We start from the raw sequence: 18529 nt of genomic DNA on the forward strand, positions 1-18529 counted from the left end.
AAAGGCCCATGCTAGTACTGGGATTGGAAACATCCTGCGATGAAACAGGCGTCGCATTATATGACAGTGAGCGCGGTTTGCTAGCCGATGCGCTGTTCAGCCAGATCGATCTGCACCGCGTCTACGGCGGCGTAGTGCCCGAGCTTGCCTCGCGTGACCACGTCAAGCGCATGCTGCCGTTGATCCGCGAAGTGTTGGCCAGCGCCGGCTGCGTGGCCAGCGACATCGACGCCATCGCCTACACCGCAGGGCCCGGATTGGTCGGTGCGCTGCTGGTCGGCGCGTCGTGCGCCCAGGCGCTGGCGTTCGCCTGGGACGTCCCGGCGATCGGCGTCCACCATATGGAAGGGCATCTGCTGGCGCCCATGCTCGAAGCCCAGCCGCCACAGTTTCCGTTCGTCGCTTTGTTGGTGTCGGGTGGTCACACGCAGTTGGTGCGCGTCGATGGCATTGGCCAATACCAGCTGCTGGGTGAGAGCCTGGACGATGCCGCAGGTGAGGCCTTCGACAAGACTGCCAAGCTCATTGGCCTGAATTATCCGGGCGGCCCGGAAATCGCCCGTCTGGCCGAGCACGGCGTGCCGGGGCGCTTCAAGTTCCCACGGCCAATGACCGATCGCCCTGGCCTGGAATTCAGCTTCAGCGGCTTGAAGACCTTCGCCCTCAACACCTGGCAGCAGTGCTGTGCGGCTGGCGATGACACCGAACAGACCCGTTGCGATGTGTCCCTGGCGTTCCAGCAGGCGGTGGTCGAGACCTTGACCATCAAATGCAAGCGGGCCCTCAAGCAGACCGGCCTCAAGCGACTGGTGATCGCCGGGGGGGTGAGTGCCAACAAAGCCTTGCGCGCGTCACTTGAAGAGATGCTGGCCGGGCTCAAGGGCAACGTTTATTACGCGCGTCCGCAGTTCTGCACCGACAACGGCGCGATGATCGCCTATGCCGGTTGCCAGCGTCTGCTGGCCGGTCAGCAGCAGGACCTGGCGATCAGCGTGCAGGCGCGCTGGCCGATGGAGCAACTGCCGCCGCTGTGAATGGGCGGGATCGCGCCAGGCTTTTCAGCGTCTAGAAATGCCGCTCGCGCCCCGCACGCAGATCGCGCAGGTTGCTGCGGTGGCTCCAGACGATCAGCACGGTCAGCACCGCCATCGGCAGCAATGCTTCGGGCTGGCGCCAAGCCAGAAGCGGCAGGGTCAGAGGGGTCGCGATGAGGGCGGCCAGCGAGCTGGTGCGGCTGAGATAGAGCGTCAGCAGCCACACACTGATGGCCAGCAGCGCGGCTGGCAGGTACACCGCACTGAGCATGCCTGCCGCCGTGGCGACGCCCTTGCCGCCGCGGAAGCGGAAATACAGCGGAAACACATGGCCGACCACCGCACACAGGCCGATCCAGGCTTGCTCGTGCAGGTCCAGACCCGCGCCTCGTGCCAGCAGTACCGGTACGACGCCCTTGCACAGGTCGCCCAACAGGGTCAGGATCGCCATTCGGCGCCCTGCCAGGCGCAGCATGTTGGTGGCGCCGGCATTGCCTGAACCGCTGCAACGTGGGTCCGGGCTGCCCGAAAGGCGGCTCAGGACGATGGCGAAGGACAGCGAGCCAAGCAGGTAGGCGAGCAGTGCCAGAAACCAAAACATGCTAACTATTCCGGGCGAGGACGCCCCAGATTCTAACGGCGCCCGTCGCCCTTGTCGTGCTGTGGAGAGAAGTGCTTGGACAGAGTGTTCATCGAAGGCCTGGAGGTCGATACCGTCATCGGTGCCTATGACTGGGAGCGTGACATCCGCCAGTGCCTGCGCCTGGACCTGCGGTTCGCCTGGGATAACCGTCCGGCGGCAGCGGACGATGATCTCAGCCTGACGCTGGATTACGCCACGGTCACCGCGCGCATTCAGGCATTCGCCGAGCAGGCGCGTTTCGAACTGGTGGAAACCTTCGCCGAGCGTCTGGCCGCCGCGCTGATGAGCGAGTTCGGCATCCGTTGGATGCGCCTGAAAGTCACCAAGCCCGGCGCCATTGCGGCTGCGCGGGGTGGAGTGGGCGTGGAGATCGAGCGCGGATGTCTCTGAGCACGGTATACCTGGGGCTGGGCAGCAATATCGAGCGCGAGCGGCACTTGTGCGCCGGTCTCGATGCGCTGGCCGAAGTGCTGGTCGATCTGCGCTGCTCGCCGGCCTTCGAAAGCGAGCCAGTCGGCATCAAGAGCGGCCCGTTCATCAACTTCGTGGTCACTGGCCAGACCCACCTGCCGTTGCTCGAACTCGACCGTCGGCTCAAGTTCATCGAGGCTGACAACGGCCGCTACGCCCCTGATCGCAAGGGGCTGCCGCTGGATATCGACGTGCTGATGTACCAAGACTGGCAAGGTACCTTCGACGGCCTGGTGCTGCCGCGAGCAGAAATCCTCAAGAACGCCTTCGTGCTGTGGCCGCTGTCGCTGCTGGCGCCGCACCTGGTGCACCCCGTGGCGGGCAAGAGCATGGCGCAGCTGTGGCAGGAAGCCGATATTCAGCAAGTGCTGGCGCCAGTGCCCTTCGAGTGGCGTGGGCGGCAACTGACCGAAGCCTGAATCCCTTGACCTGAGCCAGCGTCCTGCCCGCTCAGGCCGTGGCCGCACTCAAGCCTGCGCGCGCTCTGCCTTGAAGGCTTTCAACGCCTGCAGGCGGGCGTGCTGGATGGCATCCCCGAGCGCCTTGCCGCTCAAACCCTGATCGATCAGCGATTGTGCTGTGACGGCGCGTGCCACCTGTGCTGCCGAGCGCAGGTAGTCGGCCTGTGGGTAGGCTCGTCGTTCCAGGCCCAGGCGGCCACGGGCGTCCATTTCGCAGGCCGCGATGAAGTCTTCGAAGCGCTGTGGGCGCCGGTAGATGTCGAATTTCTGCAACAGGGTCAGTAGCGTGTCGGCGCGCAGCTCCACGGCGCGATGGCCATGGGTGTGGTATTCGCCCACCAGCAAGGCCAGCTCCTGACATTCCCGTGGTGCCTTGAAGCGTTCATTCACTGCTTTGATCAGCTTCAGCCCACGGTGCTCGTGGGCGATGTGCCGAGGCCACTGCGCGGGCGGGGTAGTGCCTTTGCCGAGGTCGTGCAACAGGCAGGCCCAGCGTACGCTCAGGGGTTGCTGGTGCAGCGCCGCTTGCTGGAGTACTGCCAAGGTATGCACGCCGCTGTCGATTTCCGGATGGTGCGCTTCAGGTTGCGGCACGCCGAACAGCGCGTCGACCTCCGGCAACAAGTGTTGCAGTGCGCCGCAGTCACGCAGCACCTGAATGAACACCTGGGGCTGGTCTTCCATCAAGGCGCGTTCGATTTCCTTCCAGCTGCGCTCGGCAGTCAACGCTTGAAGCTCGCCTGATTCGCCGATCTGGCGCATCAGCTCAAGCGTTTCCTCGGCCACCCGAAAGCCCAACGGTGCATAGCGCGCGGCGAAGCGTGCGACGCGCAGCACGCGTAAAGGGTCTTCGGCAAAGGCAGGGGAGACGTGGCGCAGTACCCGGGCCTCGAGGTCGGCCTGGCCATGGTAAGGGTCATACAACTGGCCATATTCGTCCTCGGCCATGGCATTGATGGTCAAGTCGCGGCGGATCAAGTCCTGCCCGAGGGTCACGTCCGGGCTGGCGTGGAAGGTAAAGCCGCCATAGCCGCGACCGCTCTTGCGCTCAGTGCGCGCCAAGGCGTATTCCTCACCGCTTTCGGGGTGCAGAAACACCGGAAAATCCGCGCCGACCGGGCGATAGCCCAGTTCGTGCATCTGTTCGACGCTGGCACCGACCACCACCCAGTCGATATCACTGACGCTGCGACCGAGCAGGCGGTCGCGCACGGCACCGCCAACTTTGTAGATTTGCATGGGCACTTACCTCCAATCTGGCGCACAGCATAACGTGCGCGCCAGATCGAAGGGTCATTCAGGAACGATGGGCCATGGCCAGGTCGCCGCGTCCGTACTCCAGCCCATCGCCGTGCTCGCTGCGCGGCGGCATGTGGTGGGATTTGACGACGTGCTCGCCTTGGACGCTTTCCAGATGAATGTCGAAACCCCACAACCGGTGCAGGTGGCGCAGCACCTCCTCGGTGGACTCGCCCAAGGGTTTGCGGTTGTGTTGCTGATGGCGCAGGGTCAGCGAACGGTCGCCACGCCGATCGATGCTCCAGATCTGCACGTTGGGTTCGCGGTTGCCGAGGTTGTATTGCGCAGCCAGTTGCTCACGAATCGTCCGATAGCCCGACTCATCGTGAATCGCCGGCACCAGCAAGTCATCGCGCTGGTCGTCGTCGAGAATGCTGAACAGCTTCAGATCGCGTATGACCTTGGGCGACAGGTACTGCAGGATGAAGCTTTCATCCTTGAAGCTGGTCATGGCGAACTTGAGGGTAGAGAGCCAGTCACTGCCGGCAATCTCAGGGAACCAGCGGCGATCTTCTTCGGTAGGGTGCTCGCACATCCGTCGAATGTCGGTGTACATGGCAAAGCCCAAGGCATAGGGATTGATGCCGTTGTAATAGGGGCTGTCGTAACCCGGTTGGAACACCACGCTGGTGTGCGACTGCAAAAACTCCATCATGAAGCCTTCGGTCACCAGGCCTTCGTCATACAAGTCATTCATCAGCGTGTAGTGCCAGAACGTTGCCCAGCCTTCGTTCATCACCTGGGTCTGGCGCTGTGGGTAGAAGTACTGGGCGATCTTGCGCACGATACGCACCACTTCACGCTGCCAAGGCTCCAACAGCGGTGCGTGTTTCTCGATGAAATACAGAATGTTTTCCTGCGGCTCGGCCGGGAAGCGGGCGAAGTCTTTCTCGTTGCCCTTTTCCGCACCCTTGGGAATGGTCCGCCACAGGTCGTTGATCTGCCGTTGCAGGTGCTCCTCGCGGTCTTTCTGCCGACGCCGCTCCTCTTCGGCCGAAATCGGGTAGGGCCGCTTGTAGCGGTCGACACCGTAGTTCATCAGCGCATGGCAGGAATCGATCAGGTCCTCGACCGCATCGATGCCATGGCGCTCTTCGCATTGGCTGATGTACTGCTTGGCGAACACCAGGTAATCGATGATCGACGTGGCATCGGTCCAGGTGCGGAACAGGTAATTGCCTTTGAAGAAACTGTTGTGCCCATAACAGGCATGGGCGATCACCAGTGCCTGCATGCACATGGTGTTTTCTTCCATGAGATAAGCGATGCACGGATCGGAGTTGATGACGATCTCGTAGGCCAGGCCCATCTGCCCGCGGGTATAGGACTTCTCGGTGCTGAGAAACTGTTTGCCGTACGACCAGTGGTGATAACCCAGGGGCATGCCAACCGAGGCATAGGCATCCATCATCTGTTCGGCGGTGATGACTTCGATCTGGTTGGGGTAGGTATCGAGTGCGTAGCGGGCCGCCAGACGACTGATTTCGCGGTCGTAGGTCTGAATCAGCTCGAACGTCCACTCCGATCCGGTGGAAATGGGCTGGCGTCTCTGGGCTCTGGCAGTCATGTGGCTAACCTGCGCTGGAAGAGTTCACGGAAGACCGGGTAGATATCGCCGGCCGAGACCAGTTGCTGTTGCGCGAAGGTGTCAGGGAAAGCCTCGCCGATGCGCTCGTACTCGTACCACAGCGCCTGATGCTCGCGCGGGGTGATCTCGACGTAAGTGTAGTACTGCACATGGGGCATGATCTGCTTGGCGAGAATGTCGCGGCACACCGGCGAGTCATCGTTCCAGTTGTCACCGTCGGAGGCCTGGGCAGCGTAGATGTTCCAGTCGTTGGTGGGGTAACGCTCGGCCATGATTTCCTGCATCAGCTTGAGCGCGCTGGAAACGATGGTGCCACCGGTTTCACGGGAATAGAAGAATTCCTCTTCGTCCACTTCGCGGGCGCTGGTGTGGTGGCGGATGAACACCACATCGATGCGGTCGTAGTTCCGTTTGAGGAACAGGTACAGCAGGATGAAGAAGCGTTTGGCAATGTCCTTGGTCGCCTGGGTCATGGAGCCGGAGACGTCCATCAGGCAGAACATCACCGCTTTCGAACTGGGGTTCGGCTGCTTGACCAGCAGGTTGTACTTGAGGTCGAAGGTGTCGAGGAACGGCAGGCGATTGATACGCGCCTTCAGGCGTACAATTTCGGCCTCGACGGCCTGGATATCACCAAAGTTGTCGGGCTCTTCGACTTTCAGGCGCTCCAGCTCGGCCTGAGCCTCGCGCAACAGTGCACGACTGCTGCCGGTGAGGGCGATCCGTCGGGCATGGGCCGAGCGCAGGGTGCGTACGATATTGATACGCGACGGGTTGCCCTCGCTGCTGATGCCGGCGCGCACGGTCTTGAAGGTATCGGTGCCGTTGAGGTGACGTTTCACCAGGTTGGGCAGCTCGAGGTCCTCGAACATGAACTCGAGAAATTCTTCCTGGGTGATCTGGAAGACGAACTCGTCCATGCCTTCGCCGGAGTTACCGGCTTTGCCACGGCCGCCGCCTCCACCACCGCCCCCTTGTGGCCTGGCGATCTGTTCCCCTGCGGTGAATTCCTTGTTGCCCGGATGGACGATGGTCTGCTTGCCGCCACGGCCGTGGTGCAGCACGGGTTCGTCGATATCGCGTCCGGGAATGCTGATCTGCTCGCCGTGTTCCATGTCGGTGATGGAGCGACGGCTGACGGCCTCTTCAACCGCCTTCTTGATGTGGTCACGGTAACGCCGCAGGAAGCGCTGGCGGTTGACCGTGCTCTTGTTCTTGCCGTTCAGGCGTCGGTCGATAACGTAGCTCATGGTTCCTCCGGTAGCTGGAGCAGCTGCAAGCCACAAGCTTCAAGCTGCACGAAAGAGCAGCCACCGCGGCCGCAAGACCCGGCGCGGGCAGCAATGCCAACGCCAGGCAGCTTGCAGCTTGCGGCTCGTCGCTTGCCGCTTTATTGCGATTTCCTGACCCGCAGGTACCATTCCGAAAGCAGGCGCACCTGTTTATCGGTATAGCCACGTTCTACCATGCGCGTGACGAAGTCGTTGTGCTTTTGCTGGTCCTCCTTGCTCGCCTTGGCGTTGAAACTGATGACCGGCAACAGGTCTTCGGTGTTGGAGAACATCTTCTTCTCGATCACCACGCGCAGCTTTTCATAGCTGAGCCAGCTGGGGTTCTTGCCATTGTTGTTGGCCCGGGCGCGCAACACGAAGTTGACGATCTCGTTACGGAAGTCCTTGGGATTGCTGATGCCGGCAGGCTTCTCGATCTTTTCCAGTTCTTCGTTCAACGCGATGCGGTTGAGGATTTCCCCGGTTTCCGGATCGCGGTATTCCTGATCCTGAATCCAGAAGTCGGCGTACAGCACATAACGGTCGAAGATGTTCTGGCCATATTCGCTGTATGACTCGAGGTAGGCGGTCTGGATTTCCTTGCCGATGAACTCGATGTAGCGCGGTGCCAGGTATTCCTTGAGATAGCGCAGATAGCGCTCGCGGGTTTCGGCGGGGAATTGCTCTTGCTCGATCTGCTGTTCCAGCACGTACAGCAAGTGCACCGGGTTGGCGGCGACTTCGTGCGGGTCGAAGTTGAAGACCTTGGAGAGAATCTTGAACGCGAAGCGGGTCGACAGGCCATTCATGCCTTCATCGACGCCGGCTGAATCGCGGTATTCCTGAATCGACTTGGCCTTGGGATCGGTGTCCTTAAGGTTTTCACCGTCGTAGACGCGCATCTTCGAATAGATGTTCGAGTTCTCAGGTTCTTTGAGGCGCGACAGCGAGGTGAACTGGGCGAGCATCTTCAGGGTGTCGGGCGCGCAGTGCGCATTGGCCAGCGAACTGTTGACCAGCAACTTGTCGTAAATCTTGATCTCGTCGCTGACACGCAGGCAGTAGGGCACTTTGACGATGTAGATACGGTCGATGAACGCTTCGTTGTTCTTGTTGTTGCGGAAGGTGTGCCATTCCGATTCGTTGGAGTGGGCCAGCAGAATACCGGTATAGGGAATGGCGCCAAGGCCCTCGGTACTGTTGTAGTTGCCTTCTTGAGTGGCGGTCAGCAAGGGGTGCAACACCTTGATCGGTGCCTTGAACATCTCGACGAATTCCATCAAACCCTGGTTGGCGCGGCACAGCGCGCCGGAGTAGCTGTAGGCGTCGGCATCGTTTTGCGGGAATTCTTCGAGCTTGCGGATATCCACCTTGCCCACCAGGGCAGAAATATCCTGGTTGTTCTCATCACCTGGTTCGGTCTTGGCGATGGCGATCTGATTGAGGATCGAGGGGTACAGCTTGACCACTTTGAACTTGGAAATATCGCCGCCGAATTCCTGCAGGCGCTTGGTGGCCCACGGCGACATGATGGTGCTCAGGTAGCGCCGGTTGATGCCGTATTCCTCTTCGAGGATGGCACCGTCTTCAGTGGCGTTGAACAGCCCCAAGGGGGATTCGAATACCGGTGAGCCCTTGATGGCGTAGAAGGGCACCTTTTCCATCAACTGCTTGAGCTTTTCTGCCAGCGACGATTTACCGCCGCCCACCGGGCCGAGCAGATAGAGGATCTGTTTCTTCTCTTCCAGGCCCTGAGCGGCGTGGCGGAAGTAGGACACGATCTGCTCGATGCATTCCTCCATGCCATGGAAGTCGGCAAAAGCAGGGTAGCGGCGGATGACCTTGTTGGAGAAGATCCGCGACATTCTGGAGTTGGTCGAGGTGTCTACCAGCTCTGGCTCGCCGATCGCCATCAATAGGCGCTCGGCAGCCGAGGCATAGGCGCTTCGATCCGCTTTGCACAGCTCGAGATACTCCTGTAACGAGAGTTCTTCTTGTCGGGTGGATTCGAAACGCTGTTGGAAGTGGCTAAAAATACTCATGACGTCACCTCGCTCGATACGTGGAGCCGACGCCGGATCTATCAGCTGATGCTGGCATGCAAGTGGCAACTACCCCTTGCAGTTAACCCCCCAGAACACCCTTGGAACGCAACCGATGACCCGCACGCCGGTGTACCGGCTCTCCCCTGTTTGGATGGCCTGGGCTTAAGGATAGTTGGTTCTGCGCAAGGTCAAGGTCGGGAGAGGAAGAAGTGCCTCTTGACCGTTCGTCAGCAAGGGCGGCAGCCCGCGCAGAGCGCGGGCTGGGGGCAGGATGAAAAAATTATTCGAGGCTGCCTTGGGCGGTCTCGGCAGGGTAGGTGGCGCGCCACAGCTCGAAGCCGCCATCGAGGCTGTAGACGTCGGAAAAACCCTGGTTGATCAGGTAGGCAGCAGCGCTCTGGCTGGAGTTGCCGTGGTAGCACACCACCAGGGTGGGGGCGTCGAGGTCGGCTTGGCGAATGAAGTCGGCGACCGATTCGTTGTCCAGGTGGCGGGCACCGACGATATGCCCGGCGGCAAACGCCTGTTGGTCGCGGATGTCGACCACCACGGCGCCTTGTTCGCGCAGCGGCTGCGCCTGCTCGGGTGAAATACGCTTGAAATCGCTCATGAGTGTGTCCTTCAGGGCTGGTCGTTGAGTGTGGCAGGGGCGGCTGGCGAACGTAAGGCCCCACCTTCAGCGCAGTCGCAGCGGTGATATTCGCGGGTATCGACGTTGTACAGCGTCATGGCGCCACCCCAGACGCAACCGGTGTCCAGGGCGATGACGCCAGGCTCGTCAACCTTGCCCTCGAGCGCGGCCCAATGACCGAAAATGATCTCGACATGCCGTGCGCGGCGCCCTTTGTGCGCGAACCACGGCTTGAAGCCTTTGGGCGCGCTGTCCAGACCTTCCTTGCTCTTGAGGTCGAGCTTGCCCTCGGCGGTGCAGAAGCGCATGCGCGTGAAGTAGTTGGTGATGACCCGCAGGCGCTCCACGCCTGCAAGGCGCTTGCTCCACTTGTTCGGCTCGTTGCCGTACATGCCTTCCAGGTACAGCTGCAGGCGAGTGTCATCACGCAGCACCTGTTCGACCTCGGCGGCCAGTTCCAGCGCAGTACCCAGGGTCCATTGCGGCGGTATGCCGGCGTGGGCCATCGCCACCCCGCGGGCCTCGTCGTAGTGCAGGAGCTTCTGCTGGCGCAGCCAGCCGAACAGCTGGTCGGCGTCGGGCGCGTTGATGATGTCCAGCAGCGTATCGCTTTTCTTCAGGCGCTCGACGTTGTGCCAGGCGGCCAACAGATGCAGGTCGTGGTTGCCGAGCACGCAGACCACGGCGTCGCGCATGCCGTAGAGAAAGCGCAGGGTTTCCAGCGAGTCGGGACCACGATTGACCAGGTCACCGACCAGCCACAGGCGGTCGACTGCCGGGTCGAAGCTGGCGCGTTCGAGCAGGCACTTGAGCGGCTGCAGGCAGCCCTGCAGGTCACCGACGGCGTACACCGCCATCAGTGCAGCGCCCCAGGCACGGCCAAACGGAACGGCGCGATGGGCGCATCGAACTGGCTGCCATCCTCGGCCAGCATCTGATAGCTGCCCTGCATGGTGCCGACGCGAGTCGCAATCACCGAGCCGCTGCTGTAAGTGTGCGACTGGCCCGGGGCGAGCAGCGGCTGCTGCCCGACCACGCCTGCACCGCGCACCTCTTCGACCTCGCCGTCGCCATTGGTGATCAGCCAGTGACGGGAGATCAATCGAGCGGCGACGCTGCCGTTGTTCTGCACCGTGATGGTGTAGGCGAAGGCGAAGCGCTGGGAGTCTGGGTCGGATTGCTCTTTCAGGTATCGGGTCACGACGCTGACGTCGATCTGGTAACGAGGGTCGGACATGCGAGGGCCTTGGAGGGAATGAGGCAACGACGGCAATGCCAGGAGTCTAGGCCATTGCCGGGTGGGTCGGCCAGTTGCCTGCCGACCCAAGCGGGGCGAACCCCATACGGCATCAGCTGTGGGCAGGTTGCGCGGCGAGCTGATCGGCCAGGCGAACGAAGGCAGCGAGGTCGAGCTGTTCCGGGCGCAGGCTGCCATCGACGCCGGCCGCTTCGATGGCGGCGCCGTCGAGCAGACCCTTGAGCGTATTGCGCAGGGTCTTGCGCCGCTGGTTGAAGGCTTCACGGACCACGCGCTCGAGCAATGCCGGGTCTTTGGCCGGGTGAGGCGGGGTCTCGTGGGGCACCAGGCGAACGATGGCCGAATCGACCTTGGGCGCTGGATTGAAGGCGCCTGGACCGACGTTGAACAGGTGCTCGACCCGGCAGTGGTACTGCACCATGATCGAGAGTCGCCCCCAGTCGCCACCGCCAGGACCTGCCGCCATGCGCTCGACCACTTCCTTTTGCAGCATGAAATGCATGTCGCGAATCAGGTGCGCGTGGGCGAGCAGGTGGAAGATCAGCGGCGTGGAGATGTTGTAAGGCAGGTTGCCGACCACTTTCAGGCTGCGCGGCGGTGCCTGCAACTGATTGAAGTCGAACTTCAGCGCATCACCCTGGTGCAGGGTGAAGTTGTCGAAGTCGCGGAATTTATGTTGCAGGACCGGGACGAGGTCTTTGTCGAGCTCGACCACGTCCAGATGCGCGCCGCTGTTGAGCAGGCCTTCGGTGAGGGCGCCCTGGCCTGGACCAATCTCCAGCAGGTGCTCGCCAGGCTTGGCATGGATGGCACGCAGGATGCGGTCGATGACGCCTGCGTCGTGCAGGAAGTTCTGCCCGAAGCGCTTGCGCGCCCGGTGTTGGTAGTGCTCGTTCATGCTCGGTTCTCGGCCATCTGGTAGGCGGTGTGCAGCGCTACGCGCAGGCTGCCGGTGTCGACCTTGCCGCTGCCGGCCAGGTCCAGGGCGGTGCCATGATCGACTGAGGTGCGGATGATCGGCAGGCCCAGGGTGACATTGACGGCAGCGCCAAAGCCTTGGTACTTGAGGACCGGCAGGCCCTGGTCGTGGTACATCGCCAGCACTGCATCGCAGTGCTCCAGATATTTGGGGGTAAACAGGGTATCGGCGGGCAGGGGGCCACGCAGGTTCATGCCTTCGCTGCGCAGGCGCTCCAGCGTCGGCTCGATGATGTCGATTTCTTCGCGGCCCAGATGACCGCCTTCGCCGGCATGGGGATTGAGTCCGCACACCAGGATACGTGGCTGGGCGATGCCGAATTTGTCTTGCAGGTCGGCGTGAAGAATGCGCGTGACGCGCTCCACACGCTCTGCGCTGATGGCATCGGCAACCTCGCGCAAGGGCAGGTGAGTGGTCACCAGCGCCACGCGCAGCCCATGGGTCGCGAGCATCATCACCACTTGTTCGGTGTGGGTCAGCTCGGCGAGAAATTCAGTGTGGCCGGAAAAGGCGATGCCGCTTTCGTTGATCACGCCCTTGTGCACGGGTGCGGTGATCATGCCGGCGAAGTCACCGTTGACGCAGCCGTCGCCGGCCCGCGTCAGGGTCTGCAAAACGAACGCCGCATTGGCGCTGTCGAGCTGTCCGGCAACCACTGGCGCGGCCAGCGGCGTGTCCCAGACATACAGGCTGCCGGCGGCGGCAGGCGCATCGGGCCAATGGCCTGGCGCTACGTCGAGCAGCGTGACGGCCACACCCAGCTGCGTGGCCCGCTCGGCGAGCAGGTCACGGCTGGTGATAGCGATCAGGGGATAGGGCTGGACCTCTGCGGCGAGCAGCAGGCACAGGTCAGGACCTATGCCGGCCGGTTCGCCCGGAGTCAGTGCGAAGCGCAGTGGCTTCACTGTGCAGCCTGGTCGGCGCCAGGCAGCTTGATTTCAACGTAGGCTTCGTCGCGGATCTGGCGCAGCCAGGTCTGCAGCTCTTCGTCGTACTTGCGGTTGCGCAGAACGGTCATCGCCTGTTGCTCGCGTGCCTGTTCGGTGCTGTCGGTGGCGCGGCGGCCCAGCACTTCCAGCACATGCCAGCCGTACTGAGTGCGGAACGGACGGGTCACGACCCCTTGCTGGGCGTTGGCCATCTGCTCGCGGAACTCGGGCACCAGGCTGTTTGGGTCGACCCAGTTGAGGTCGCCGCCATTGAGCGCCGAGCCTGGATCTTCCGAGAAGCTCTTGGCCAGGGTGGCGAAGTCTTCACCGTTCTGGATGCGCTCGTACAGACGCTCGGCCAGCTGTTCGGTGGCCGCATCGCTGCGGATCTCGTTGGGCTTGATCAGGATGTGGCGCACGTGCACTTCATCACGCAGCACGTTGGCACTGCCGCCGCGCTTCTCTTCCAGCTTGAGGATGATGAAGCCATTGGGGATACGGATCGGCTGAGTGATATCGCCCTGACTCATGCTGCCCAGCAGCTTGGCGAAATCCGGTGGCAATTGCCCGGCCTTGCGCCAGCCCATTTCGCCGCCTTCCAGGGCGTTTTCGCTGGCCGACTGGGAAATGGCCATCTGCCCGAAGTCCGCACCCTGGCGCAATTTCTGGTAGACATCACCGGCCTTGCGTGCCGCCGTCTGGATTGCGTCAGAGCTGGCGCTTTCCGGGGTCGGGATGAGGATGTTGGCCAGGCGGTACTCTTCGGAAAGCTGCATCTTGCCCATGTCCGAGGCGAGGAAGTTCTTCACTTCCTGCTCGGACACCTGAATGCGCTCGGCCACACGGCGCTGGCGCACGCGGCTGATGATCATCTCGCGCTTGACCTGCTCGCGAGCGTCTTCGAACGACAGACCGTCACGGGACAACGCCGCGCGGAACTGATCCAGCGACATGCCATTGCGCTGGGCAATGGTGCCGATGGCCTGATTCAGTTCTTCATCGGTGATGCGAATGCCGGTGCGCTCGCCGATCTGCAACTGCAGGTTCTCGACGATCAGCCGCTCCAGTACCTGCTGCTCCAGTGCGCCGGCAGGCGGCACACCACCGCCGCGCTTGGCGATGGTCTGCTGCACTTCCCGGGTGCGCTGGTCGAGCTGGCTCTGCATGACCACATCGTTGTCGACGATGGCCGCCACACGGTCCAACGGTTGTACGGCGGCGTGTACCGCCCCACTCAGCAATGCCGCACCCACCATCAGTGGGCGCAGTCGATCAATAAGCTTGCTTTTCACGTTCGCGGTAACCTTGAATGCCTTGGTCGAGGAAGGATTCGACCTTGTTGCCAACTACGCCGCCGAGGCCCTTGAGGACGATCTGCAGGAAGATGCCGTGGTCGCCCTTCTCGTTCTGTGGGGTGGCCTGGCTGAAGTCGTCGATATCAAGCCAGTAGCGGTTGATCAGACGCAGCTTCCAGCAGCAGTTGTCGTACTCGAAACCGCCCATGGCTTCCAGGGTGCGATTGCGGTTGTAGTCGTGCTGCCAGCGGGCAATGACGCTCCATTGCGGGACGATCGGCCAGATGACCGAGAAGTCGTGCTGCTGGATCTTGTAGTAGTCCTTGATGTAGTTCGGATCGCCTGGCTGACCGTAGTCGCCACCGCCCACTTTCCAGGTACCGGTAGAGGAGTCGTAGGTGACCAGGTCGTTGCGATAGCGATAACCGAGGTTGACCACCTTGTTCGGCTCGTCTTCAGGCTGGTAGTGGAACATCGCGCTGCCCGAACGGGTGCTGTGGCTGTCCGGATCCCAGTTGAAGTCGGAGTTGAAGCGCCAGTCGCGGTTGAAGCGATAGCCATAGACCAGGGCATAAGGCGAAACATTGGCCTTGCTGTCGTCGCGGGTGCGGTAGTCGATACCCGGCAACTGCACTTCACGGTCCTTGAAGTACACCGCCTGACCAATGCTGAAGGTCTGACGCTCGAAGCCGTTGTCTTCGATCCAGCGGGTGGTCACGCCCAGCGACAGTTTGTTCTCGTCGCCGATGCGGTCGGTGCCGGAGAAGCGGTTGTCACGGAACAGCGAGTCGTAGCTGAACAGCGTTTCGGTGGTATCGAACAGCGGAATGTCCGACTGATCCTTGTTCGGCACGTACAGGTAGTACGCACGCGGCTCGAGGGTCTGCTTGTAGTTGGTGCCGAACAGCGAGGTGTTGCGGTCGAAGTACAGGCCGCTGTCGACGCTGAGGATCGGAATCGAGCGGTTGATCGAGCTGCTGTAGCTGCTGTAGCCAGGCTGGTTGGCTTGGGCGATGGCCTGAGCCTTGCCCTGGCTGTCCAGGTCGAGATCGTACTGGGTGTAGGCGTATTTGAGCTTGGGCGTGATGTAGCCGTAGCTCGCTTCCATCGGCAGGCTGATGGACGGCGCAAGGTTCAGACGGGTGCCATTGGCACGGGCGATGCCGGTGACGTTCTCGTCAAGGCGCTTGCCGCCGAGGATGTTGCCCACTTCGTCGCGCACATAGCCGATGGAGCCATCAGGCGCGCCACGTTTGTCGAAAACCAGGTCGTTCTTCAGATCACGCTCGAAACGCACCACTTCGGTCTCGTAATCGAAGTTCACGCCACCTGGCTGGAACGGCAGCTTGCCGTTGAAGGTGACCTGCGGCAGGCGATCGTACGGGGTGATCTGCGAAATGGTCGCCAGCTCGTAGGCATGCACGTTGAGGCGTGCGGTGTAGCTGTCGCCACGGTAGGTGAGGGCACCTTGCTGGTCGATGAAGTCGCGGCTTTCGACGCCGATCTGGTCGGAGTCGAGGTCCTGGAAGTAGAACGGGTCGCTGATGTCGGTGTAGTTCACCTCGGTCATCAGACGCTCGTCGAGGCCGCCCTTGTGCTGCCAGTTGACCATCCAGCGCTTGTCTTTGTAGTCGGTCTGGCGCTTGCGCTCGTCGTCGCGATCGTTCAGATAAGCGCCGCCGAGCTGACCTTCGCTGGACTCGGTGAGGTAGCGGAATTCACCTTCCATCAGCAAGCCGCGCTTGGTCATGTAGCGCGGGTACAACGTGGCATCGTAGTTCGGTGCCAGGTTGAAGTAGTACGGGGTCACCAGGGTGAAGCCGGTATCGCTGCTGCTGCTGAACGACGGCGGCAGGAAGCCGGACTGGCGACGGTCGTCGATCGGGAAGTAAAGATACGGCGTGTAGAACACCGGAATATCTTTGACCCGCAGGGTGACGTTGGTCGCGGTACCGAAACCGGTGGCAGGGTTCAGGGTGATGTTGTTGCCCTTGATCTGCCAGGCGTTGCTGCCCGGTTCACAGGTGGTGTAGGTACCATCCTTGAGGCGGATGATGGCGTTCTCGGCACGCTTGGCGTACAACGCGCTGCCGCGAATGCGCGACTTGTGAATGACGTACTCGGCGTTGTCGACCTGGGCTTCGCCGGTGTCGAGCTGGATTTCAGCCTGGTCGCCGACGACCAGCGAGCCGTTGTCGCGCAGTTTGACGTTGCCCTTGAGCTCGCCGCGGTTCTCGGCCTGGTACAGGTTGGCCTCGTCGGCCTGCAGCTGCATGCTGCCCTGGCGCATGACCACGTCACCGGCGAGGGTGGCGACCTGCTGTTCCTGCTGGTAGCGGGACACCTTGGCGTTGAGGTAGGTCGGGGACTCGTCCTTGGGGGTCTTGTCGTTCATGCCGGGACGGGTGGGCTCGATGTAGGCGCCGCTGCAGTACGGGCCGGTTTCGGCCAGTTGCGCAGGGGTGAGCTTGTCACGCGGGACCCAGTCGAGGTGGCTGTAGTCGGCGCTGCGCGACTTCAGGCCACGGCCTTTGCTTTCGGTGACCTGGACGGGTTTGTCCTCGGCGCTCTGGGCGACCTCGGCCTCGGTGCCGGACGACGCTTGTGCGGCGCCCTTGTGCACGGGGCGCGGTGGCAGGCTGTCAGTGGCCTTGGGCTTGCAGTCCCAGCCACCAGAGGCGGACACTTGGCAGTCGAACTGCTCGGCAGCCATCACCTGCGGCGCGGCCAGGGGTTGCAGGGCCAATAGGCCGCCTGTCACCAGCAGCGGAAACTTTCTACGAAACGCGGGGGATTTCAATGCCATCTTATTAGTCCGGGCTTCCTGCGTGCCATCTGCCCGCGTGTGGGGGCCGCACGCCTCTCGATGGTCTGAAAAAGATGCTGGATAATAAAGCATGACCCGCTTGACGGCTAGGGCCGTCGGAGACCCAAGTAATGCCCGATCACGATGTACGCCTGGAACACCTCGGCCAGTGGCTGGATGAGCAGTTGCCCACCCTCTTCATGAACAATGGCTGGGGCAGCGTTCCCGCCGTCACGCTGACCCCCGCCAGCAGTGACGCGAGCTTTCGCCGCTACTTCCGCTGGCAGGGCGGTGAGCGCACTCTGGTAGTGATGGATGCGCCGCCGCCCCACGAGAACTGCCAACCGTTCGTCGACATCGACCACCTGATGGCCGAGGCCGGGCTCAATGTCCCGGTCATCCACGCCCAGGACATCCCGCGCGGCTTTCTGCTGTTGAGCGACCTGGGTCGGCAGACCTACCTGGACGTGCTCAGCGCAGACAACGCCGATGAGCTGTTCGCCGACGCCATCGATGCGCTGGTTTCGCTGCAGCGGCTTCCCCTCGATGCATCGCTGCCGCACTACGATGATGCGCTGCTGCGCCGCGAAGTCGAACTGTTCTCGCAGTGGTACGTCGGCCATGAACTGAACGTGGTGATGACCGCCGAGCAGCAGGCGCGTTGGCAGCGGGTCAGCCAGCAGCTGATCGACAGCGCGCTGGCCCAGCCCACAGTGCTGGTACACCGCGACTACATGCCACGCAACCTCATGCTCAGCACACCGAACCCAGGCGTGCTGGATTTCCAGGACGCGGTCTACGGCCCGGTGACCTACGACATCACCTGCCTGTTCAAGGATGCTTTCATCAGCTGGCCTCAGGCGCAGGTCGAAGGCTGGCTGCACGACTACTGGCGCAAGGCCCTGGCCGCAGGCATCGCCGTACAGCCCGACTTTGCCGACTTCCAGCGCGCCAGCGACCTGATGGGCGTGCAGCGCCACCTCAAGGTCATCGGCATTTTCGCGCGCATCTGCCACCGCGATGGCAAGCCGCGCTACCTGGCCGATACGCCGCGCTTCTTCGCCTATATAGATGAAGTGATCGAACGTCGCCCGGAACTGGCCGAGCTGGGCCGGTTGCTTGCCGAACTGCGCGCGCAGGCCCGCCCATGAAGGCGATGATCCTCGCCGCCGGCAAGGGCGAGCGCATGCGCCCGCTGACCCTGCACACGCCCAAACCACTGCTGCCGGTGGCGGGTCAGCCATTGATCGAGTACCACCTGCGCGCGCTGGCCGCTGCTGGCATCACCGAAGTGGTGATCAACCACGCCTGGCTCGGCCAGCAGGTCGAGGATCACCTGGGCGATGGCAGCCGCTTCGGCCTGCGCATTGCCTATTCGCCTGAAGGCGAGCCGCTGGAAACCGGCGGGGGTATATTTCAGGCCCTGCCGCTGCTGGGGTCGGCGCCCTTCGTGCTGGTCAATGGTGATATCTGGACCGACTACGACTTCACGGCGCTGCCGTCGGCACTCGACGGACTGGCGCATCTGGTGCTGGTCGACAACCCGGGCCATCACTGTGCCGGCGACTTCCGCCTGGACCATGGCCAGGTGTGCGATGGCGACCAGCAGGGCGACACCCTGACCTTCAGCGGCATTTCGGTCCTCGACCCGGCGCTGTTCGAAGGCTGCCAGGCCGGGGCGTTCAAACTGGCGCCGCTGCTGCGCCAGGCCATGGCGGTCGGAAAGGTCAGTGGCGAGCATTATGCGGGGCGTTGGGTCGACGTCGGCACCCAGGAGCGTCTTGCCGAAGTCGAGCAACTGCTCGCCGAGCGCTGCTGA

General features: G+C 62.3%; 17 protein-coding genes. 5 read left to right on the forward strand and 12 right to left on the reverse strand.

Annotated elements, in window-relative coordinates:
* Window positions 1-8: 8 nt before the first annotated feature.
* Window positions 9-1034 carry a tRNA (adenosine(37)-N6)-threonylcarbamoyltransferase complex transferase subunit TsaD gene (gene tsaD, locus LK03_RS07350; protein ID WP_038411734.1) on the forward strand — a complete coding sequence of 342 codons (1026 nt, stop codon included), beginning with the start codon at window positions 9-11 and terminating at the stop codon, window positions 1032-1034.
* Between the two features lie 31 nt (window positions 1035-1065).
* Here tsaD and plsY read toward each other — a convergent pair whose 3' ends face one another.
* Window positions 1066-1635 (reverse strand): glycerol-3-phosphate 1-O-acyltransferase PlsY, encoded by a 570-nt coding sequence (gene plsY, locus LK03_RS07355; protein ID WP_038411735.1) that lies wholly within the window; start codon window positions 1633-1635, stop codon window positions 1066-1068.
* Between the two features lie 75 nt (window positions 1636-1710).
* Here plsY and folB point away from each other — a divergent pair, with 75 nt between their 5' ends.
* Entirely contained in the window at window positions 1711-2067 is a 357-nt protein-coding gene (gene folB, locus LK03_RS07360; RefSeq protein ID WP_038411736.1) for a dihydroneopterin aldolase, read from the forward strand.
* Window positions 2058-2567, forward strand: a complete 510-nt coding sequence (gene folK, locus LK03_RS07365) for a 2-amino-4-hydroxy-6-hydroxymethyldihydropteridine diphosphokinase (protein ID WP_038411737.1) — start codon at window positions 2058-2060, stop codon at window positions 2565-2567. The genes folB and folK overlap by 10 nt, the downstream gene beginning before the upstream one ends.
* A gap of 48 nt (window positions 2568-2615) precedes the next feature.
* Here folK and LK03_RS07370 read toward each other — a convergent pair whose 3' ends face one another.
* The 11 genes from LK03_RS07370 to LK03_RS07420 all read right to left on the reverse strand — a co-directional run bounded on the left by LK03_RS07370 (window position 2616) and on the right by LK03_RS07420 (window position 16710).
* Window positions 2616-3848, reverse strand: a complete 1233-nt coding sequence (locus LK03_RS07370) for a multifunctional CCA addition/repair protein (RefSeq protein WP_038411738.1) — start codon at window positions 3846-3848, stop codon at window positions 2616-2618.
* Window positions 3849-3906: 58 nt separating this feature from the next.
* Window positions 3907-5475 carry a SpoVR family protein gene (locus LK03_RS07375; protein WP_038411739.1) on the reverse strand — a complete coding sequence of 523 codons (1569 nt, stop codon included), beginning with the start codon at window positions 5473-5475 and terminating at the stop codon, window positions 3907-3909.
* Window positions 5472-6746 (reverse strand): YeaH/YhbH family protein, encoded by a 1275-nt coding sequence (locus tag LK03_RS07380; RefSeq protein ID WP_038411740.1) that lies wholly within the window; start codon window positions 6744-6746, stop codon window positions 5472-5474. Before LK03_RS07380 ends, LK03_RS07375 begins: the two co-directional genes overlap by 4 nt.
* A gap of 140 nt (window positions 6747-6886) precedes the next feature.
* A complete protein-coding gene (locus tag LK03_RS07385; RefSeq protein WP_038411741.1) occupies window positions 6887-8809 on the reverse strand; it encodes a PrkA family serine protein kinase in 1923 nt (640 codons plus the stop codon).
* Window positions 8810-9092: 283 nt separating this feature from the next.
* Window positions 9093-9422 (reverse strand): thiosulfate sulfurtransferase GlpE, encoded by a 330-nt coding sequence (gene glpE / locus LK03_RS07390; RefSeq protein ID WP_038411742.1) that lies wholly within the window; start codon window positions 9420-9422, stop codon window positions 9093-9095.
* Between the two features lie 11 nt (window positions 9423-9433).
* Window positions 9434-10300, reverse strand: a complete 867-nt coding sequence (locus tag LK03_RS07395; protein WP_038411743.1) for a symmetrical bis(5'-nucleosyl)-tetraphosphatase — start codon at window positions 10298-10300, stop codon at window positions 9434-9436.
* Window positions 10300-10680 carry a Co2+/Mg2+ efflux protein ApaG gene (gene apaG / locus LK03_RS07400; RefSeq protein WP_038411745.1) on the reverse strand — a complete coding sequence of 127 codons (381 nt, stop codon included), beginning with the start codon at window positions 10678-10680 and terminating at the stop codon, window positions 10300-10302. Before apaG ends, LK03_RS07395 begins: the two co-directional genes overlap by 1 nt.
* A gap of 112 nt (window positions 10681-10792) precedes the next feature.
* On the reverse strand, window positions 10793-11599 hold the full coding sequence (gene rsmA / locus LK03_RS07405) for a 16S rRNA (adenine(1518)-N(6)/adenine(1519)-N(6))-dimethyltransferase RsmA (protein ID WP_038411746.1): 807 nt from the start codon (window positions 11597-11599) through the stop codon (window positions 10793-10795).
* Window positions 11596-12585: a 4-hydroxythreonine-4-phosphate dehydrogenase PdxA gene (pdxA, locus tag LK03_RS07410; protein WP_038411747.1), complete on the reverse strand. Its 990-nt coding sequence runs from the start codon at window positions 12583-12585 to the stop codon at window positions 11596-11598. The genes rsmA and pdxA overlap by 4 nt, the downstream gene beginning before the upstream one ends.
* A complete protein-coding gene (locus tag LK03_RS07415; protein ID WP_038411748.1) occupies window positions 12582-13901 on the reverse strand; it encodes a peptidylprolyl isomerase in 1320 nt (439 codons plus the stop codon). Before LK03_RS07415 ends, pdxA begins: the two co-directional genes overlap by 4 nt.
* Window positions 13882-16710 (reverse strand): LPS-assembly protein LptD, encoded by a 2829-nt coding sequence (locus tag LK03_RS07420; protein WP_038411749.1) that lies wholly within the window; start codon window positions 16708-16710, stop codon window positions 13882-13884. The genes LK03_RS07415 and LK03_RS07420 overlap by 20 nt, the downstream gene beginning before the upstream one ends.
* Before the next feature lie 131 nt (window positions 16711-16841).
* Between LK03_RS07420 and LK03_RS07425 the strand changes: the two genes are divergently transcribed.
* A complete protein-coding gene (locus LK03_RS07425; RefSeq protein ID WP_038411750.1) occupies window positions 16842-17861 on the forward strand; it encodes an aminoglycoside phosphotransferase family protein in 1020 nt (339 codons plus the stop codon).
* A complete protein-coding gene (murU, locus tag LK03_RS07430) occupies window positions 17858-18529 on the forward strand; it encodes an N-acetylmuramate alpha-1-phosphate uridylyltransferase MurU (RefSeq protein ID WP_038411751.1) in 672 nt (223 codons plus the stop codon). The genes LK03_RS07425 and murU overlap by 4 nt, the downstream gene beginning before the upstream one ends.

It is taken from the genome of Pseudomonas cremoricolorata, from assembly GCF_000759535.1.
GTDB classification, from domain to species: Bacteria; Pseudomonadota; Gammaproteobacteria; order Pseudomonadales; family Pseudomonadaceae; genus Aquipseudomonas; species Aquipseudomonas cremoricolorata_A.

Bases quoted from the DNA above. Each gene is read 5' to 3' on its own strand.
- tsaD (WP_038411734.1), top strand. From the start codon at position 9: ATGCTAGTACTGGGATTGGAAACATCCTGCGATGAAACAGGCGTCGCA.
- plsY (WP_038411735.1), bottom strand. From the start codon at position 1,635: ATGTTTTGGTTTCTGGCACTGCTCGCCTACCTGCTTGGCTCGCTGTCC.
- folK (WP_038411737.1), top strand. From the start codon at position 2,058: ATGTCTCTGAGCACGGTATACCTGGGGCTGGGCAGCAATATCGAGCGC.
- LK03_RS07370 (WP_038411738.1), bottom strand. From the start codon at position 3,848: ATGCAAATCTACAAAGTTGGCGGTGCCGTGCGCGACCGCCTGCTCGGT.
- LK03_RS07375 (WP_038411739.1), bottom strand. From the start codon at position 5,475: ATGACTGCCAGAGCCCAGAGACGCCAGCCCATTTCCACCGGATCGGAG.
- LK03_RS07380 (WP_038411740.1), bottom strand. From the start codon at position 6,746: ATGAGCTACGTTATCGACCGACGCCTGAACGGCAAGAACAAGAGCACG.
- LK03_RS07385 (WP_038411741.1), bottom strand. From the start codon at position 8,809: ATGAGTATTTTTAGCCACTTCCAACAGCGTTTCGAATCCACCCGACAA.
- glpE (WP_038411742.1), bottom strand. From the start codon at position 9,422: ATGAGCGATTTCAAGCGTATTTCACCCGAGCAGGCGCAGCCGCTGCGC.
- LK03_RS07395 (WP_038411743.1), bottom strand. From the start codon at position 10,300: ATGGCGGTGTACGCCGTCGGTGACCTGCAGGGCTGCCTGCAGCCGCTC.
- apaG (WP_038411745.1), bottom strand. From the start codon at position 10,680: ATGTCCGACCCTCGTTACCAGATCGACGTCAGCGTCGTGACCCGATAC.
- rsmA (WP_038411746.1), bottom strand. From the start codon at position 11,599: ATGAACGAGCACTACCAACACCGGGCGCGCAAGCGCTTCGGGCAGAAC.
- LK03_RS07420 (WP_038411749.1), bottom strand. From the start codon at position 16,710: ATGGCATTGAAATCCCCCGCGTTTCGTAGAAAGTTTCCGCTGCTGGTG.
- LK03_RS07425 (WP_038411750.1), top strand. From the start codon at position 16,842: ATGCCCGATCACGATGTACGCCTGGAACACCTCGGCCAGTGGCTGGAT.
- murU (WP_038411751.1), top strand. From the start codon at position 17,858: ATGAAGGCGATGATCCTCGCCGCCGGCAAGGGCGAGCGCATGCGCCCG.